Origin of the sequence: Bradyrhizobium diazoefficiens (genome assembly GCF_016616235.1) — a bacterium.
Classification (GTDB): domain Bacteria; phylum Pseudomonadota; class Alphaproteobacteria; order Rhizobiales; family Xanthobacteraceae; genus Bradyrhizobium; species Bradyrhizobium diazoefficiens_H.
On sequence record NZ_CP067100.1, the window covers coordinates 2,738,519 to 2,753,834 of the forward strand.

General features: G+C 64.9%; 17 protein-coding genes and 1 pseudogene. 10 read left to right on the forward strand and 8 right to left on the reverse strand.

Annotation, left to right across the window (positions count from 1 at the left end):
• The first annotated feature begins 2 nt into the window (after positions 1-2).
• The 3 genes from JJB99_RS12930 (at position 3) to JJB99_RS12940 (ending at position 2,672) form a co-directional block, all read left to right on the forward strand.
• A complete protein-coding gene (locus JJB99_RS12930) occupies positions 3-410 on the forward strand; it encodes a hypothetical protein (protein ID WP_200499111.1) in 408 nt (135 codons plus the stop codon).
• 157 nt (positions 411-567) lie between these two features.
• Positions 568-2,031 carry a GH1 family beta-glucosidase gene (locus JJB99_RS12935; protein ID WP_200499112.1) on the forward strand — a complete coding sequence of 488 codons (1,464 nt, stop codon included), beginning with the start codon at positions 568-570 and terminating at the stop codon, positions 2,029-2,031.
• A 338-nt stretch (positions 2,032-2,369) separates the two neighbouring features.
• Positions 2,370-2,672 (forward strand): HU family DNA-binding protein, encoded by a 303-nt coding sequence (locus tag JJB99_RS12940; protein WP_018320691.1) that lies wholly within the window; start codon positions 2,370-2,372, stop codon positions 2,670-2,672.
• Between the two features lie 71 nt (positions 2,673-2,743).
• Here the strand turns inward: JJB99_RS12940 and JJB99_RS12945 are convergent, their stop codons facing one another.
• The 5 genes from JJB99_RS12945 to JJB99_RS12965 form a co-directional block, all read right to left on the reverse strand.
• Positions 2,744-2,899, reverse strand: a complete 156-nt coding sequence (locus JJB99_RS12945) for a hypothetical protein (protein WP_200499113.1) — start codon at positions 2,897-2,899, stop codon at positions 2,744-2,746.
• A gap of 5 nt (positions 2,900-2,904) precedes the next feature.
• Entirely contained in the window at positions 2,905-5,298 is a 2,394-nt protein-coding gene (gene lon, locus JJB99_RS12950) for an endopeptidase La (protein ID WP_200499114.1), read from the reverse strand.
• Between the two features lie 8 nt (positions 5,299-5,306).
• Positions 5,307-5,690: an Hsp20/alpha crystallin family protein gene (locus JJB99_RS12955; protein ID WP_200499115.1), complete on the reverse strand. Its 384-nt coding sequence runs from the start codon at positions 5,688-5,690 to the stop codon at positions 5,307-5,309.
• A 150-nt stretch (positions 5,691-5,840) separates the two neighbouring features.
• The gene (locus JJB99_RS12960; protein ID WP_200499116.1) at positions 5,841-6,407 is read right to left on the reverse strand and encodes a ferritin-like domain-containing protein; all 567 of its coding nucleotides are present in this window, start codon (positions 6,405-6,407) and stop codon (positions 5,841-5,843) included.
• Positions 6,408-6,520: 113 nt separating this feature from the next.
• Positions 6,521-6,727 (reverse strand): hypothetical protein, encoded by a 207-nt coding sequence (locus JJB99_RS12965; protein WP_200499117.1) that lies wholly within the window; start codon positions 6,725-6,727, stop codon positions 6,521-6,523.
• A 56-nt stretch (positions 6,728-6,783) separates the two neighbouring features.
• Here JJB99_RS12965 and JJB99_RS12970 point away from each other — a divergent pair.
• The 3 genes and pseudogenes from JJB99_RS12970 to JJB99_RS12980 form a co-directional block, all read left to right on the forward strand.
• Positions 6,784-7,056, forward strand: a pseudogene (locus JJB99_RS12970) (MarC family protein); the annotation flags it as partial.
• Between the two features lie 169 nt (positions 7,057-7,225).
• A complete protein-coding gene (locus tag JJB99_RS12975; protein WP_200499118.1) occupies positions 7,226-7,879 on the forward strand; it encodes an L-fuculose-phosphate aldolase in 654 nt (217 codons plus the stop codon).
• A gap of 12 nt (positions 7,880-7,891) precedes the next feature.
• The gene (locus tag JJB99_RS12980) at positions 7,892-9,679 is read left to right on the forward strand and encodes a chloride channel protein (RefSeq protein ID WP_200499119.1); all 1,788 of its coding nucleotides are present in this window, start codon (positions 7,892-7,894) and stop codon (positions 9,677-9,679) included.
• 310 nt (positions 9,680-9,989) lie between these two features.
• On the opposite strand, the gene JJB99_RS12985 is transcribed toward JJB99_RS12980, so the two are convergent.
• A complete protein-coding gene (locus JJB99_RS12985; protein ID WP_433995764.1) occupies positions 9,990-11,216 on the reverse strand; it encodes an MFS transporter in 1,227 nt (408 codons plus the stop codon).
• A gap of 52 nt (positions 11,217-11,268) precedes the next feature.
• A complete protein-coding gene (locus JJB99_RS12990) occupies positions 11,269-11,526 on the reverse strand; it encodes a DUF2798 domain-containing protein (protein WP_200499120.1) in 258 nt (85 codons plus the stop codon).
• A 325-nt stretch (positions 11,527-11,851) separates the two neighbouring features.
• Between JJB99_RS12990 and JJB99_RS12995 the strand changes: the two genes are divergently transcribed.
• Positions 11,852-12,247, forward strand: a complete 396-nt coding sequence (locus tag JJB99_RS12995; protein ID WP_200499121.1) for a hypothetical protein — start codon at positions 11,852-11,854, stop codon at positions 12,245-12,247.
• Between the two features lie 913 nt (positions 12,248-13,160).
• Here the strand turns inward: JJB99_RS12995 and JJB99_RS13000 are convergent.
• Positions 13,161-13,379, reverse strand: coding sequence for a hypothetical protein (locus JJB99_RS13000; RefSeq protein WP_200499122.1), 219 nt, complete (start codon positions 13,377-13,379; stop codon positions 13,161-13,163).
• A 221-nt stretch (positions 13,380-13,600) separates the two neighbouring features.
• On the opposite strand from JJB99_RS13000, the gene JJB99_RS13005 reads away from it, so the two are divergent.
• The 3 genes from JJB99_RS13005 to puuE all read left to right on the forward strand — a co-directional run bounded on the left by JJB99_RS13005 (position 13,601) and on the right by puuE (position 15,315).
• On the forward strand, positions 13,601-13,876 hold the full coding sequence (locus JJB99_RS13005; RefSeq protein WP_200499123.1) for a hypothetical protein: 276 nt from the start codon (positions 13,601-13,603) through the stop codon (positions 13,874-13,876).
• Positions 13,877-13,965: 89 nt separating this feature from the next.
• Positions 13,966-14,379 carry a DUF3830 family protein gene (locus tag JJB99_RS13010; RefSeq protein WP_014493672.1) on the forward strand — a complete coding sequence of 138 codons (414 nt, stop codon included), beginning with the start codon at positions 13,966-13,968 and terminating at the stop codon, positions 14,377-14,379.
• On the forward strand, positions 14,380-15,315 hold the full coding sequence (puuE, locus tag JJB99_RS13015; protein ID WP_200499124.1) for an allantoinase PuuE: 936 nt from the start codon (positions 14,380-14,382) through the stop codon (positions 15,313-15,315). It begins immediately after the preceding gene.
• The last annotated feature ends 1 nt before the right edge of the window (position 15,316 follow it).

The window sequence follows — 15,316 nt, forward strand, 5'->3', positions numbered from 1 at the left end:
CCATGCTAAGCGACGGTACGTACGCGGCGTGGTACAAGACGCCGCTCGATCAGGGCACCGGCATCGTCCATATCGCAGACGGCCAGATCTGGGGCCGCGACAGCCTGATGACGTATCATGGTTCGTGTCAGGTCGACGGCGATCGCTTCACCGCGACCGTGTCGACGAAGCGTCATAGCGAAGGACGCGACACGGTCTTCGGCGTCTATGATGAACTCACGCTGAACATCGTGGGGACGTGCCCCGGCAAGATCGCGACTTATACCGCGACGGCGGGACAGGCACCGGGAGTCGTTCTCGAGGGAACGCTCATTCTGACGGAACAGCCGCCGCCGGTACGTGAACGAGATATGCAAGTCTCCGCTTTCAATCCCGACAAGCTTCCAAAACTGCCGAAGCGCTCGCGCTGATCCTTGCCCGCATCCCTCGCAGGAGAGGGTGGGGTGCCGCGCAGCAGCGAGACGGTGATCCGCATTTCTGCGTATTCAGCCCGTGCGGCCTCGCTTCTCAAATCGACCGTGACCCGTCATTGTGCGCCCGCATCAATCATCGCAGGGGCAGCATCACATGTCGGACAAGGTCTCTCGTCGCCAGTTTGCCAAGCTGGCGGGATTGTCCGCAGCCGGAATCGCGGGTCCCGTCGAGCTCGCCGAGGCCAAGCCGGCTCCGGCGCCGGGGGGCATGGACGGCTTTCCGGCCGGCTTTGTCTGGGGCACGGCGACCTCGTCCTATCAGGTCGAGGGCGCGGTCAACGAGGACGGGCGAGGAGCCTCGATCTGGGACACGTTCGTCCGCATTCCCGGCAAGATCGAGGACGGCACTACCGGCGACCGCGCCAATGAGCACTATCACCGCTACAAGGAGGACATCGCGCGGATCCGGGAGCTCGGCTGCAAGGCCTATCGCTTCTCGATCGCCTGGCCGCGGGTGTTCCCGGACGGTGACGGCAAGCCGAACCCGAAGGGGCTCGACTTCTACAACCGCCTCATCGACGAGCTGCTGAAGAACGGCATCGAGCCGTGGGCGACGCTCTATCACTGGGACCTGCCGCAGTCGCTCCAGAACCGTTTCGGCGGCTGGCGCTCGACCGAGACCTGCAAGATTTTTGGCGATTATGCGGGCTATGTCGCCGAGCGGCTGACCGATCGCGTCAAGAACGTGTTCACGCTGAACGAGAGCGGCCGCTTCGTGTTTTTCGGCTATGGCATCGGCATCGACGCGCCGGGGGTGACGCTGCCGCAGGCGGAGGTCAACCAGATCAGGCACCACAGCGCGCTCGCGCACGGGATCGCGGTGCAGGCGGTGCGTGCGCGCGGCCGCCGCGGCACCAGGGTGGGGCCGGCCGAGAACATCGACGCCTGCGCGCCCGCGATCGACACGCCGGAGAACGTCCGCGCCGCCGAGATCGCGCTGCGCGAGATGAATGCGGGCTACCTCAACGTCATCATGACGGGCCAGTACACCGACGCTTTCCTGAAATTCGCCGGCGCCAATGCGCCGAAATATACCGACGCGGAGCTGAAGATCATCTCCTCGCCGGTCGATTTCCTCGGCCTCAACATCTATGCGCCGCAGAATTATGTGGTCGCCTCCGACCAGGGTGCGGGCTTCATGCCGCTGCCGATCCCGAAATCGTTCCCGCACATGAATTCGGACTGGCTGCGCGTCGGCCCCGAGACGATCTACTGGGTGCCGAAGCTCGCGGCAAAGATCTGGAAGACGGATGCGATCTATATCAGCGAGAACGGCACCTCTGGCGATGACGTGGTCGCGCCCGATGGCAAGATCTACGACACCGACCGCATCATGTATCTGCGCAACTACCTCGCGCAGCTCCAGCGCGCCACGGCGGAGGGCGTGCCGGTGCGCGGCTATTTCCTCTGGAGCCTGATGGACAATTTCGAATGGGTGTTCGGGCTGAACAAGCGGTTTGGGCTCTATCACGTCAATTTCGATACCCAGGTGCGTACGCCGAAGCTCAGCGCGAGCTTCTATCGCAATGTCATCGCGAACAACGCGGCGGGAGCGTAGCTCGTCCCTTCCCGAGGTGACGCAAGACTGCGCGGCCGCCGCAGTGCGACGATCCGGCCTTATTTTTCAGGGTGAATCGCGCTCCTCCTCCCGCAAAGACGCCGGTCGTCGCTTGTCGAAAGCATCGAATCAGCTTTAGCAAGATGGCTTGCGGGCCTTTGAAACAAGGCAAAAACCGCTGCCCGAGGCTTCTCCCGCTCAGGAAGCAGCTAAAAAGCAGGGTTTTTTGCCACAGAGGGCCAAAAAAGCCCGTAAAACCGCGACAAAACTGTGCAGAAGGCTCTAGGCCTTCGCCGGTTGGTCTAATATGCAACCGGCAACGAATCAGAGGAGACACGATGCCAACCCAAATGTCGAAATCGCAGTTGATCGAAAAGATTGCGACCGCCACCGAGCTTTCCAAGCGCGACGTCAAGAACGTCATGGAGACGCTGACCGACGTCGGTCACAAGGAGCTCAAGAAGAACGGCCTGTTCCTGGTGCCGGGCTTCGCCAAGTTCGTGGTCATCAAGAAGCCCGCGACCAAGGCGCGCAAGGGCACCAACCCGTTCACGGGTGAAGAGATGATGTTCAAGGCCAAGCCGGCCCGCAAGATCGTTCGTGCCCGCCCGGTCAAGGCCGCCAAGGACGCCGTGGGCTGATGACGCAAAGGCCCCCTCGATGAGAGGGGGCCTTTTGTATTCGACGATCGTGAGGGCTGAGGCGGAGGGGCTCAGCCCTTGCGACGTTTGATCCGGACCGGGATCGGCTGAAGCCGCGGCTCGGGTCCCGCGAGCGCATCGCGCACCCGGTCGATGGCGCGATCGAGCAGCCGGCGCAGCCGCTGCGTCTTCCGCGATCGCCTCGCTTTTTCCAGCAGTTTCTTCATTCGCATCACTCCGCCGCTGCGACCTTGGCTTGATCAGGCTCGAGCGCTGCGGCGATAGCCTCGTCGACGCGCTCCAGCCAGATGAATTCGAGGTTGTCCCGCGCGCTCTTCGGGATGTCGTCGTAATCGCGCTTGTTGCGCGCCGGCAGCATCACCCGCTTCAGGCCCGCGGCGGCCGCAGCCACCACCTTCTCCTTGATGCCGCCCACGGGGAGCACCAGGCCGCGCAGCGAGATCTCGCCGGTCATCGCGGTGTCGCTGCGCACCGTGCGGTTGGTGAGCAGCGAGGTCAGCGCCGTGAACATCGCAACGCCCGCGCTCGGCCCGTCCTTCGGGGTCGCACCCGCGGGGACGTGAACGTGGATGTCGCTCTTCTCGAACATCGACTGATCGATGCCGAGCTGGGTGGCTCGGCTCTTCACCAGCGTCAGCGCGGCCTGCACGCTCTCGCGCATGACCTCGCCGAGCTGGCCGGTCAGGATCATCCCGCCTTTGCCCGGCACGCGCGAGGCCTCGATGAACAGGATGTCGCCGCCAACAGGCGTCCAGGCAAGACCGGTCGCGACGCCGGGAACGCTGGTGCGCTGTGCGATCTCGCCCTCGAAGCGCGGCTGTCCCAGCACGGTGCCGATGTCCTTCGGGCTCACCACGATCTTCGCAGCCGAGCCTTCGGCGACCTGCACTGCGGCATGGCGGAAGACTTTGCCGATCTCGCGCTCGAGATTACGCACGCCGGCTTCGCGGGTATAGCCCTTGACGATCAGCTTCAGCGCCTCCGGCTCGATCTCGGCCTGCTCGGCCGAGAGGCCGTTGGCCTCGAGCTGCCGCCGCACCAGATAGCGCCGTGCGATCTCCAGCTTCTCGTCCTCGGTGTAGCCGGCAAGGCTGATCAGCTCCATGCGGTCCAAGAGCGGACCGGGAATCTGGTCCAGCATGTTGGCGGTCGCAATGAACACCACGCGCGACAGGTCGAAGGGCACGCCGAGGTAATTGTCCCGGAACGTCCCGTTCTGCTCGGGGTCGAGCACCTCCAGCATGGCGGCCGAGGGATCGCCCTGCACGCCACGGCCCATCTTGTCGATCTCGTCCAGCATCATGACGCAGTTGCGGGCGCCGGCCTTCTTGATGCCCTGGATAATGTTGCCGGGCAGCGCGCCGATATAGGTGCGCCGGTGACCGCGGATCTCGGCCTCGTCATGTACGCCGCCCAGGCTGACGCGCACGAAGGGGCGGTCCATCGCACGCGCGATGGACTGGCCGAGCGAGGTCTTGCCGACCCCGGGCGGCCCGACGAAGCACAGGATCGGCGCCTTGCCTTGGGGCGCGAGCTTGCGCACCGCCAGATATTCGATGATCCGGCTCTTGATCTTCTCCAGGCCAAAATGATCCGCATCGAGGATGGCTCGCGCCTCCTTGATGTCGATCGTCTTCTCCTCGGGCAGCGCCCAAGGCAGCTCGATCAACCAGTCCAGATAGGTGCGGACCATGCCGGCTTCGCCGGCGGCTTCCGGCATGCGCTCGTAGCGGCGCAGCTCCTTCTTGGCATGCGCTTCGGCCTCCGGAGGCATGTTGGCCTTGGCGATGGCCGCCGTCAGTTCGGTGACTTCGGCCGCCTTGCCGTCGCCTTCGCCGAGCTGGCGCTGGATGGTTGCCATCTGCTCGCGCAGGATCGCCTCGCGCTGCCGCTCGTCGAAGCTGGCGCGGGTCTTCTGGCCGATCTCGTTGGAGATGCGCAGCACCTCCAGCCGTTCGGCCAGGTGCTTCGACACCTTCTCGACGCGCAAGGCGAGGTCGACGGTCTCCAGCACCTCCTGCTTGTCCTGCGGCTTGATATCCATGAACGAGGTCGCGAGATCCGCCAGCGCGCCGGGCGCGCTGGTGCCCTGGAACATCGCGGCCAGCTCGGGCGGCGCCTGCGGCAGCAGCTCGATCGCCTCGATCGCCTGGCGCTGCAGGTTCAGCGCCCGCGCCTCGATCTCGGGCGAAGTCATGGTCGGCTCGGGGATCTGCTGGATGCGCGCCGCCGGGAACGGCGTCCCCGGCAGGAAGTCGAGGATGCGCGCGCGCTGCACGCCCTGGCAGACGATGTGATGGGTGCCGTCAGGCGCGGTGATGTAGCGCACGATGTTGGCGATGGTCGCGACGCGGTAGAGGTCGTCCGGCCCCGGCTCCTCGGTCTCGGGGCTGCGCTGCAGGACGATGCCGACCGGCCGCTGCTCGCGCAGAGCCTGCTGTGCGGCGGCGATGGACTTCGCCCGGCCGATCGAGATCGGCGCGATGGCGCCGGGGAACAGCACCATCTCGCGGACGGGGATGATGATCAGTGCGTCTTCGGGGATCTTCACGTCTGGACCGTTCTGGGAATTGGTCTGTGCGGTATTCATCTGTTCGGTGGCCATGATCGACCTCAGGATTTGGCGAGGCGCAGTGCGACGCAGCCGTCCATCACGAAGCGGCTGATGGCGTAGCGGCCGATGGGCAATGCAATGCGGCGCTCAAAACGCCCCTGCGGCAGCTCGAGCCGGTGGATGCGGGCGTTGCGAAGCTCCGGCGGCAGTGTGCGCTGGCCGGAGATGATGAGCACGCCGTCATGGATCACCGTCTCGACATTGTCCGGATTGACGCCGGGAAGCGCCACCAGGATCAACAGCTCATGCTCGGTCTCGAGCACGTCGATCGGCGGCTCCCAGCAGGCTTCCTGGCGGCCGAACTGCTGGCGCAGCCGGTCGGCGCGCGTCAGCTGGTCCAGCGCTTCGGACAGCATCCAGTCGAGGGGATTTTTGGGTTGCATGATGCGGACTCGGTGGTGGGAAAGCCAGCATATGGGGCTGGTTCCCGGGAAATCCAGTGCGGCGGCGCTGGCGTGCCATGCGCCATCGTGCGATCCCAAAAGCAAACGCCGCGGCTTGGGCCGCGGCGTTCCGTGCAGCGCGGCGCGGCATCAGGCCGCGTCGCGATACTCTTCTTCCGCTTCGAGGTTGATCACGGAGGTGGCGAGCTCGGTCAGCGTGTGATCGGTCGCCTCTTCCTCCTCGAGCGTCGCCTGGAGCAGCCTTGCCGCATCCTGCATGCCGAGCTCCTCGGCCCAGGTGCGCAGCGTGCCATAGCGGGAGATTTCGTAATGCTCGACGGCCTGTGCCGCGGAGAGCAGGCCAGCGTCAAGGGCAGGGGCGTTCTTGAACTCCTTCATGATCTCGGCGCCCTCGTCGGTGATCCCGTTGATCGCTTCGCACGGCTTGCCCCGCGCGGGCTTGCCGAGCATCTTGAAGATCTGGTCGAGCCGTTTGACCTGACCCTGCGTCTCGCGCAGATGCTTGTTGAAGGCCGCCGCCAAATCCTTCGAATTCGCGGCCTTGGCCATCTTGGGCAGCGTCTTGATGATCTTGTTCTCGGCGAAATAGATGTCCTTCAGCGTCTCCAGAAACAGGTCGCTCAGCAATTTCGGCGCCTGACGCGGTCGGCGCGCCGCGGTCTTCTTTGTTGTGCGTTTCTTCGCTCGTTTAGCCATACGTCCTCCTCTTGAGGTGACACGGGAAGGCGTTGCCTTCCTCAATCCTCAGGCGATCAAAACCCCTCGAAGAACGAAAGTTCCAAACTGCAACCGGCGCTCGCGGCAATCGCTCAGGTCGGACGCTTGTAAGGATCTTCCTGCCGTTGCTGCGCCTCGGTGTTGCGATCGAGCTGCGCGCGCTCGCTGCGCCGCAGATGGCCGGCCTTCATCACGCCATAGACGAGGACGGCACCAAGCAGGAAGGCTCCGATGAACCAGAGCCAGAGCAGATTGGCCGAGAGCTGGCCGAGCAGCATTCCGATTCCGCTGTCGCTCATTGATCGTCTCCAGTGATTTCCAAAACCCGTTCTGCCGGGCTAAGTCGGTCCGCCCGCCATCGTTCCAGCGTCCAGGAGCCCACCGGAACATGCTCGACTTCGCCGTCCATGGGGCGAGGTTCGCGATCATCATGGCGGTCGTGGTCTGCGTGTGCCTGCTCTGCATGCTGTGCTTTGTCTCGGCTCACCTGATCGCGCGAACCCTCGCGCGAACCCTTGGGCGGACCGGAAATGCCGTGCTCTCGTGCGTGCTCGGCATGCTGCTCGCGGCCTATTCGGTGCAGTTCGTGATCAACGGGATTGCAGCGGTCCGGGCGAGCCCGTCGTAAGGCTGCGGCAATCTGCTAATTTATTGATTTTGCAGCATATTTATTAAGTTATCAGGCCCAGCGGCACGACGGTGGCCGATGCCGGCCGCTTTTTCTTGCACTGCCATATTGCTTTGACGTACTTCCCCTCTCACAAGCGCCCATCGCAAGAGGTCGAGATGAAGTCGAGATGTCGATGACAGCGGACGAACTCGCCAAGAGACAGGCCATCATCGACGCCTGCCGCCGCATGAATGCGCTCGGCATCAACCAGGGCACATCAGGCAATATCAGCGTCCGGCATGCGGGCGGGCTCCTCGTCACGCCGACCAGCGTGCCCTATGAGGCCATGACGCCGGATCAGATCGTGCTGATGGCGATGGACGGCGCGCATCCGCCCGATCAGAAGCCGTCCAGCGAATGGCGCTTCCATCGCGACATCCTGAAATCGCGGCCCGACGTCAACGCCGTCGTCCATGCCCATCCCACCTATTGCACCATCCTGGCGATCATGGGCATGGCGATCCCGCCGGTGCACTACATGATCGCGGCCGCCGGTGGCGACAGCATCCGCTGCGCGCCCTATGCCACCTTCGGCACGGCGGAGCTGTCCGAACATGCGGTGCGGGCGCTCGAGGGCCGGCTCGCCTGCCTGCTCGACCATCACGGCATGATCGCGATCGGCAAGACGCTGGACAAGGCCATGTGGCTCGCCGTCGAGGTCGAGACGTTGGCACGGCAATATCACGGCTGCCTCCAGATCGGACAACCGCCGCTGCTCTCCAGCGACGAGATCGAGCGGGTCCGCCAGCGCATGGCCGGCTACGGCCTGTCGGAAGGGTAGGGCGGACAAAAGGTGTTCGTGCGGATCAGACATCTCGTCGATCGCAAGGGGACGAACCGCACCATGGTTCGGCTCCGCGCGCTGCTGCGCAGCAACGAGTTCTACCTGATCCCGCTGGCGCTCGTGATCGGCACGCTGGCCGGCGCGATCGTGACGCTGATGGCGGAGATCGCGCAGATCGCCCATGTCGTGATCTACGGTATTCCAATCGATGTCCGCCTGTCCGCGAATACGCGCGTAAGCGCCTGGGCCGCGCTGCTCGCGCCGGCGCTCGGCGGACTGGCGCTCGGCATCATGGAATGGTCGCGCAGGCGCATGAAGATCTCGAACGCGGTCGACCCGATCGAGGCCAACGCGCTGCGCGGCGGCAATCTCTCGATGCGCGACAGCGTGGTGGTGTCGAGCCAGACGCTGATCTCGAACGGCTGCGGCGCCTCGGTCGGCCTCGAGGCCGGCTATACCCAGATCGGCTCGGGCATCGCCTCGCTGCTCGGCAAGTTCTTCAATCTCCGCCGCAACGATCTGCGCCTGATGGTCGGCTGCGGCGCCGCCGCGGCGATCGCGGCGGCGTTCGGGGCGCCGATCACCGGCGCCTTCTACGCCTGCGAGCTGATCGTCGGGGTCTATTCCGTCGGCAGCGCCGCGCCGATCCTGGCGGCCTCGCTCGCGGGTGCGCTGACCGCGCAATGGCTCGGCGGCGCGCCATACTCGCTGGAGATCCCGAAAGTCAGCGCCGTCGGTGTCGAGCAGTATCTGGCATTGATCGGGCTCGCCCTCGTCACCAGCGGCGTCGGCATCGCCGTGATGCGCTCTTCGCCGATGTTCGAGCGCCTGTTCTCCTGGCTGCCGGTCTGGCTGCGCCCGGTAATCGGCGGCCTCATTGTCGGCGGCTTTGCGATCCTCACGCCACAGGTGCTGGCGGCCGGCCACGGCGCCATGGTGCTCGATCTGTTTCACGACATGGCGATCGGTCTGATCGCGCTGATCATCGCCTTGAAGGTGACGGCCTGCCTGATCTCGCTCGCCTCGGGCTTCCGTGGGGGCCTGTTCTTCGCCTCGCTGTTCGTCGGCAGCCTGATCGGAAAGTTCTTCTCGGCGGTGCTGCTCTTGATCAGTCCGAATTTCGTGATCGATCCGCTGGTCGCGATGCTGACCGGCATGGCGACGCTCGGCGTCGCCATCGTCGGCGGTCCTCTGACCATGTCGTTTCTCGTGCTCGAGATGACCCGCAATGTCGACGTCACCGCCGTGGTGCTGGCCGGCTGCATCGTCACCTCGATCTGCGTCCGCTTCATGTTCGGCCACTCCTTCTCGACCTGGCGCCTGCATCTGCGCGGCGAGACCATCCGCAGCGCCAACGACGTCGGCTGGCTGCGCAACCTCACGGTCGAGCGGCTGATGCGCTCGGACGTCGGCAAGGTGCCGTCGACCACGACGATCGCCGCCGCGCGCCGCGAATTCGCACTGGGCTCGCGGCCCGGAATCGTCGTCGTCAACAATGCCGACGAATATGTCGGCCTCGTCCTGCTGCCCGATCTGTTCTCCAGCGATCTCGACACCATTGCCGACGACATCCAGGTGATCGAGCTTGCGCGCCTGACCGAGATCGTGCTGATCCCGGAGATGAATGTGAAGTCGGCGATGGCGGTGTTCGACGAGGCGGAAGCCGAGATGCTGGCGGTGGTCGATTCCACCGACAGCCGTAAGGTGGTGGGCTTTCTCACCGAGAACTTCGCCCGCCGCCGCTATGTTGAGGAGATCGACAAGGCCACGCGCGGCGTGCTGGGGGCGCTGTCGTAAGCAATCGAGCGGCGATTTCGGTGCCACCCTCTCCTGGAGGGCAGGGCAATCGCATATGGATTTCACGAGGACTGTCCGCGGGCTTGCTCCGCCTCTCCCGCTTGCGGGAGAGGCCGACGCGCTCGCAGAGCGCGGCGGGTGAGGGCTCTCGCCACGTAGGGACGTCTTCCGCAATCCCTTGGAATCCCGACGCGGAGAGACCCCCACCCCAGCCCTCCCCCGCAAGCGGGAGAGGGAGTCCAGCACCGATGCCGCCGCATCGTACGCAGCCATATGCGCTTGCCCTTCCCTCCAGGGGAGGATTGAAGCCTCACTCCAGCCGATCGACCTCCCGCAGCACCGGGAACAGCTTCATCCACAGCAGCGCGATTGCGATGGTGCCGATGCCGCCGAGCGCTGCCGCCGGCACTGCGCCGAGCAGGGCCGCCGCCATGTCGCTCTCGAATTCGCCGAGCTGGTTCGAGGCGTTGATGAACAGGAAATTGACGGCGCCGACGCGGCCACGCATGGCGTCCGGCGTTGCGAGCTGCACCAGCGCGACGCGTACCACGACGCTGATCGTGTCCGCGGCGCCCATCGCGGCGAGCGCGAGGATCGAGAGCCAGACGTTGCGCGACAGCGCGAACACGACGGTCGCGAGCCCGAAGGCAATCACGGCCTGGAACATTCGCAGGCCCGCACGCTGCGTGATCGGATGGCGCGCGATCAATGCGGTCATGAGCAGCGCGCCGACCGCCGGTGCGGCGCGCATCACGCCCAGAGCCCACGGCCCGGCCTGCAAAATGTCCTTGGCATAGATCGGCAGCAGTGCGGTGGCGCCGCCGAGCAGGACCGCGAACAGATCGAGCGAGATCGTGCCGAGGATCGCAGGATTGCTGCGGACGAAATGCAGGCCGGCGAAGAGACCGTCGACACCCTCGTGCTCGGTGGCCGCAGTCCGCTCGACCCGGATCAGGCCGCTGAGGCCGCTCGCGACCAGCGACAGCACTGCCATCAGCATGAATGGCGCGCTCGGTGACAGCGCATAAGCGAGCCCGCCGATGGCAGGGCCGCCGATGGTCGCGGCCTGCCAGGCGCCGGTCGAAAGCGCCGTCGCCCGTTGCAGCATGCCGTCCGGTGCCACGGCCGGCAGCAGGGCGGACGAAGCTGGGCTCTCGAAGGCGCCGGCGAGGCCAAACATGCCGAGCACGATGAATATCTCGGGCGCGGTCAGCGTTCCCATGAGCAGGCGCATGGCGAGATAGCCGGCGGCGAGGCCCTGCGCCAGCTCGCACAGCTGGACGATGCGCCGGCGGTCGTAGCGGTCGGCCGCGTGTCCGGCGACGAAGACGAGCAGGGCGCTCGGAACGAACTGCACGAGGCCTGCAAGACCCAGATAGAAGGCGCTGCCGGTCAGCGCGTAGATCTGCCAGCCCACCGCCACGGTGGCGACCTGGTAGGAGAATTCCGACAGGCTTCGCGAGGCGATGTAGAGCAGCAGCGGCGGATGTCGCGACAGCGCGACCGGAGAGGTGGGAAGTGTAGAAGCTTGGTCCAAGGCTGTGAGCAATCTCGAAGCGGGATGGCGGGCATCGCGCCGCCCGCGCCGGCTAGCGGCCTGGTTGAGGAGGGGAAGCGACCAGGCAGGCCACGATCCGGCGGACCAGCGGCAGCACCAGCAGCAATGTTGGAAAGGCGACGAGCCATGACAGCGCCCAGGCGCCCGGCCAGGTTGCCAGAAAGGCCGGCGTCGCACCGAGGCTCCGCAGCGTCGAAATGACCGACACCACGGCCGTCATGAGGATGGACAGCACGAATGGCATCACGATCGACGCATAGCGCGCCGGCAGTTTGCGAACCGCAATCATCTGACTTCTCTTGAGGAAAAGGACGCGTCAGTCACGTAGAACTCTGTCAAATGGCATCGATCCCGACGGCGTCGGTTGATGCGTTGGTTCACGTGAACGCTTACGGCGACCGGAAAACGGCGCGGCTGTTCATTAACCGCTCAGGTTGAGTGGCGCAAGCTGGATCGGATGGTTCGGTTTACAATCGTTCAAAGCGTGGCAGATTGCCGCGACCATGAAACCATTTCGGCCGTTTGTGCGTTAGGTCATGTTGCATAGGTCCTTACTTGGGCGAGAACAGAACTTGGGCGAGAACAGAACTTGGGCGAGAACAGAGGACGTCAAGATGAGCAATAGACCCGGCAATTCCAGGTTTGGCCGCGCTACCGCGCTGGCCGCGTTCGCGGGCCTCGCCTTGGCTGCAGCTTCAGTGTCGCCGTCGGCTGCGGCGTCTCCCGTGATCGCCAAGACCTCGCCCACCGCCGCGGCAAGTCCGGCTTCATCCGACGCCACCGATTTCAGCGCCCGACGCCGTCATTACTATCGACATTATCGACGCGGGCCGAGCGCCGCAGGCCTCGCGTTCATGGGCGCCGCGGCAGGTCTGATCGGAGGCGCGATCGCCGAGAGCCGGCGCCAGGAGTACTACGACAACTATTATTATGGCGCGCGTCCTTACTACGGCGGCCCGGGCTATTACGGCGGCGGTCCCTATTACGGTCCGCGCTACTATCCCTACTAGGCGATTGGGTTCGCCAGAAGGGGCGGCGCCTTGCGCCGCCCCTTTTCGTTGCTTCCGGCCCGGGGAGCCCGCGATTGACCCTGTGTCGCACACTTGTCAATCCGTCGTTGCAAAAATATTCTACTTTACCGAAATTCGGATTTGTCGTATGTATCGCCCATCCCGGCTCATCCTTGAGGGGCGATCGTGTGGTCGTTATGTTCGCGAGCCGGGCTTGCGGTGGACGCGGCAGCGTCGGGCGCGAGAGGTCTGGGGCAGGGCGGATTGCTCTCCGTGAGCCCGTAAGGCTTCGCGCGGACGGACGGCGCTGTCAGGTTCGTCGCGCCAACATGTCGATGGCAACGTGCACAACGCCGTCGGCCGCTGTGGCGCCAACGAGCCGCGCGTACGGCAAAACCGTGTGGTCCTGGCCGTCGTTGCTACGGTCAAGCCCTGGCGGATGCGGCGGTCGCGCCAACCGGCGCGATGGCCGGTGACTTCTGCGAGGGTGAGGGAGGCCAGAACGAACTCGGCTCCCGGGAGAGCACGGCATAAGCCGTCCGACCATCGCGCAGGGAAGGCCGTGTGTTGGGCTTCACCTGTATGCTGCTGTGCGGTTCTTCCTGCGTGTGCCTTTCGCGCAGCGGACCGCGGGTGCCAGCCGGCACCCGGCCTTCCCTGCGCCCTCTTGGCTCAAGAGGGTGGAATGACCAGGCAAAGCTCGGGCGAAGCAGGCCGCGAGGATGCGAAGGCGTGTCTGCGAGTCGAGATGTGAGTTTGATGATGGCGACCGTTCAACTTGCTTCGTCATTGCGAGCGCAGCGGAGCAATCCAGAATCTCTCCATGGCGGCAGTCTGGATTGCTTCGTCGCAAGGACTTCTCGCAATGACGCTGTTGAAGCAGTTGCGCTCGATCGCCCTGGACCTCCGGGCGTTAGCGGCCCGCCGGGGCCGACACCGCGCCGTTGGCATAGCGCGACCAGTCGGGTGTGGCCGGCTGCGATGGCCAGACCGCTGCATTGGAGCCGCGGACCGACTGGGTGATGGGAGCTGGTTGGGCCTTGGCTTTGTGGTGGCGGTGGCTCGCCGCGGCGGTCTGGATCGTGGCGGCGGCAATCAGTGTGACGGCGAGAACGGCAAACGTCTTTCGCATCGTTGTTTCTCCCATGATGACGTCCGGCTGTGAAACATGTGCTCGTCGTCGCGGCTGACATGGCGATGCCTTCTGCCGGATATCAGCAGCCGCGCCATCACGATGGGGCGAGCACATTTGTTGGGCTCGGCTAAATATTCGGCAATCGCCCTACCGCTCCGGTGGACTCGACCGGCGCAATCCGGTTGAATGGGCGACAATCGCGTTTTCGGGCGACAACGATGTCGAGATGTCTGCTGGTCCTTCTCCTGATCGCCTCGCCGGCGACCGCGCAAGTCAAACCGAAGACCGCGGCGGCGCATCCGGACCCCTGCGCCCCGATCGGGCGCACTGCGGACGGCAAGCTGGTTTACTCCATGAAATGCGAGAACCTGCCGGCTCTGCCCGCGCCACCGCTGCAGGCCGAGCTGAAGGAGACGCCGCCGGCAGCAGCCGCCGAGGCGGAGCAGGAAGTGCGGCGGAGCGGCATTTTCGGCTGGTCCTACGACCGCCGGTGACGGCCCCGCGCCACTTGCGCAACGGCCCATGGAATGCTCTTTGCCTGAAAGTTCCCCGAGGGGCCAGGGCCCCGATCCAGAGAGATGAGATGAGCAAACTCGTTATCCGCGCCGGTGATTTCACCTTCGATGCTCGCTTCGAAGAGCAACTGGCGCCCAAGACCGTCGCCGCCTTCCGTAAGGCGCTGCCGTTCGAAAGCCACATCATCCATGTGCGCTGGAGCGGCGAGGGCGTGTGGATGCCGCTCGGCGATCTCGATTTCGGCGTCGGCTACGAGAACCACACCAGCTATCCGGCGCCCGGCCAGATCATCCTCTATCCCGGCGGCATCAGCGAGACCGAGATCCTGCTCGCCTATGGCGGCGTGCATTTCGCCAGCAAGATGGGCCAGCTCGCCGGCAATCACTTCATCACGCTGACATCAGGTCTCGAAAACCTCGCAACCCTCGGCAAGAGCGTGCTGTGGAAGGGCGCGCTGCCGATCCGCTTCGAGGAAGTCTGAGTGACTGAACCCCGCTACCCGCGCGATCTCCACGGTTACGGCCGCAACCCGCCACACCCGCAATGGCCCGGCGACGCGCGGGTCGCGGTGCAGTTCGTCGTCAATTTCGAGGAAGGCGGCGAGAACAACATTTTGCACGGCGACCGCGCCTCGGAAGCGTTCCTGTCGGACGTGCTCGGCGCCCAGCCCTGGCCGGGCCAGCGCCATTCCAATATCGAATCCATGTTCGAATACGGCTCGCGCGCCGGCTTCTGGCGGCTGTGGCGGATGTTCAGCGAACGCAAATGGCCGACCACCGTGTTCGGCGTCGCCACCGCGCTGAAGCGCAATCCGGAAATCGTCGCGGCCATGAAGGAGGCGGGCTGGGACATCGCCAGCCACAGCCTGAAATGGATCGAGCACAAGGACATGACCGAAGCGCAGGAGCGCGCCGAGATCGCCGAAGCGATCCGGGTCCATACCGAGGCGACCGGTTCGCGGCCGCTCGGCTGGTATACCGGGCGCTCCTCGATCAACACCAACCGTCTAGTCATGGAGGAGGGCGGCTTCCTGTATCTCTGCGACTCCTACGCCGACGATCTGCCCTATTGGGTCAAGGGCGCGAAAGGCAAGCAGCTCATCGTTCCCTACACGTTAGACGCCAACGACATGCGGTTCATCAATCCGCAAGGCTTTGCCGAGGGCGAACAGTTCTACACTTATCTCAAGGACGCCTTCGACGTGCTCTATGCGGAAGGCGAGACCGCACCGAAGATGATGTCGGTCGGGCTGCACTGCCGTCTCGCCGGACGTCCCGGCCGCGCCGCAGGGCTGATCCGCTTCCTGGATTACATCGGCAAGCACGAGCGCGTCTGGGTGCCGACGCGGCTGCAGATCGCGCAGCACTGGCACGACAAGCACGCGCATCTTGCGGCCGACGCGTTCGAGATCGGATGAC

Excerpts from the sequence above, each read along its gene's own strand:
- JJB99_RS12995 (WP_200499121.1), top strand. The coding sequence starts at position 11,852 with ATGAGCAATAGACCCGGCAATTCCAGGTTTGGCCGCGCTACCGCGCTG.
- JJB99_RS12945 (WP_200499113.1), bottom strand. The coding sequence starts at position 2,899 with ATGAAGAAACTGCTGGAAAAAGCGAGGCGATCGCGGAAGACGCAGCGG.
- JJB99_RS13005 (WP_200499123.1), top strand. The coding sequence starts at position 13,601 with ATGTCGAGATGTCTGCTGGTCCTTCTCCTGATCGCCTCGCCGGCGACC.
- JJB99_RS12990 (WP_200499120.1), bottom strand. The coding sequence starts at position 11,526 with ATGATTGCGGTTCGCAAACTGCCGGCGCGCTATGCGTCGATCGTGATG.
- JJB99_RS13000 (WP_200499122.1), bottom strand. The coding sequence starts at position 13,379 with ATGCGAAAGACGTTTGCCGTTCTCGCCGTCACACTGATTGCCGCCGCC.
- JJB99_RS12975 (WP_200499118.1), top strand. The coding sequence starts at position 7,226 with ATGTCGATGACAGCGGACGAACTCGCCAAGAGACAGGCCATCATCGAC.
- JJB99_RS12940 (WP_018320691.1), top strand. The coding sequence starts at position 2,370 with ATGCCAACCCAAATGTCGAAATCGCAGTTGATCGAAAAGATTGCGACC.
- JJB99_RS12960 (WP_200499116.1), bottom strand. The coding sequence starts at position 6,407 with ATGGCTAAACGAGCGAAGAAACGCACAACAAAGAAGACCGCGGCGCGC.
- lon (WP_200499114.1), bottom strand. The coding sequence starts at position 5,298 with ATGGCCACCGAACAGATGAATACCGCACAGACCAATTCCCAGAACGGT.
- JJB99_RS12955 (WP_200499115.1), bottom strand. The coding sequence starts at position 5,690 with ATGCAACCCAAAAATCCCCTCGACTGGATGCTGTCCGAAGCGCTGGAC.
- JJB99_RS12930 (WP_200499111.1), top strand. The coding sequence starts at position 3 with ATGCTAAGCGACGGTACGTACGCGGCGTGGTACAAGACGCCGCTCGAT.
- JJB99_RS13010 (WP_014493672.1), top strand. The coding sequence starts at position 13,966 with ATGAGCAAACTCGTTATCCGCGCCGGTGATTTCACCTTCGATGCTCGC.
- JJB99_RS12935 (WP_200499112.1), top strand. The coding sequence starts at position 568 with ATGTCGGACAAGGTCTCTCGTCGCCAGTTTGCCAAGCTGGCGGGATTG.
- JJB99_RS12965 (WP_200499117.1), bottom strand. The coding sequence starts at position 6,727 with ATGAGCGACAGCGGAATCGGAATGCTGCTCGGCCAGCTCTCGGCCAAT.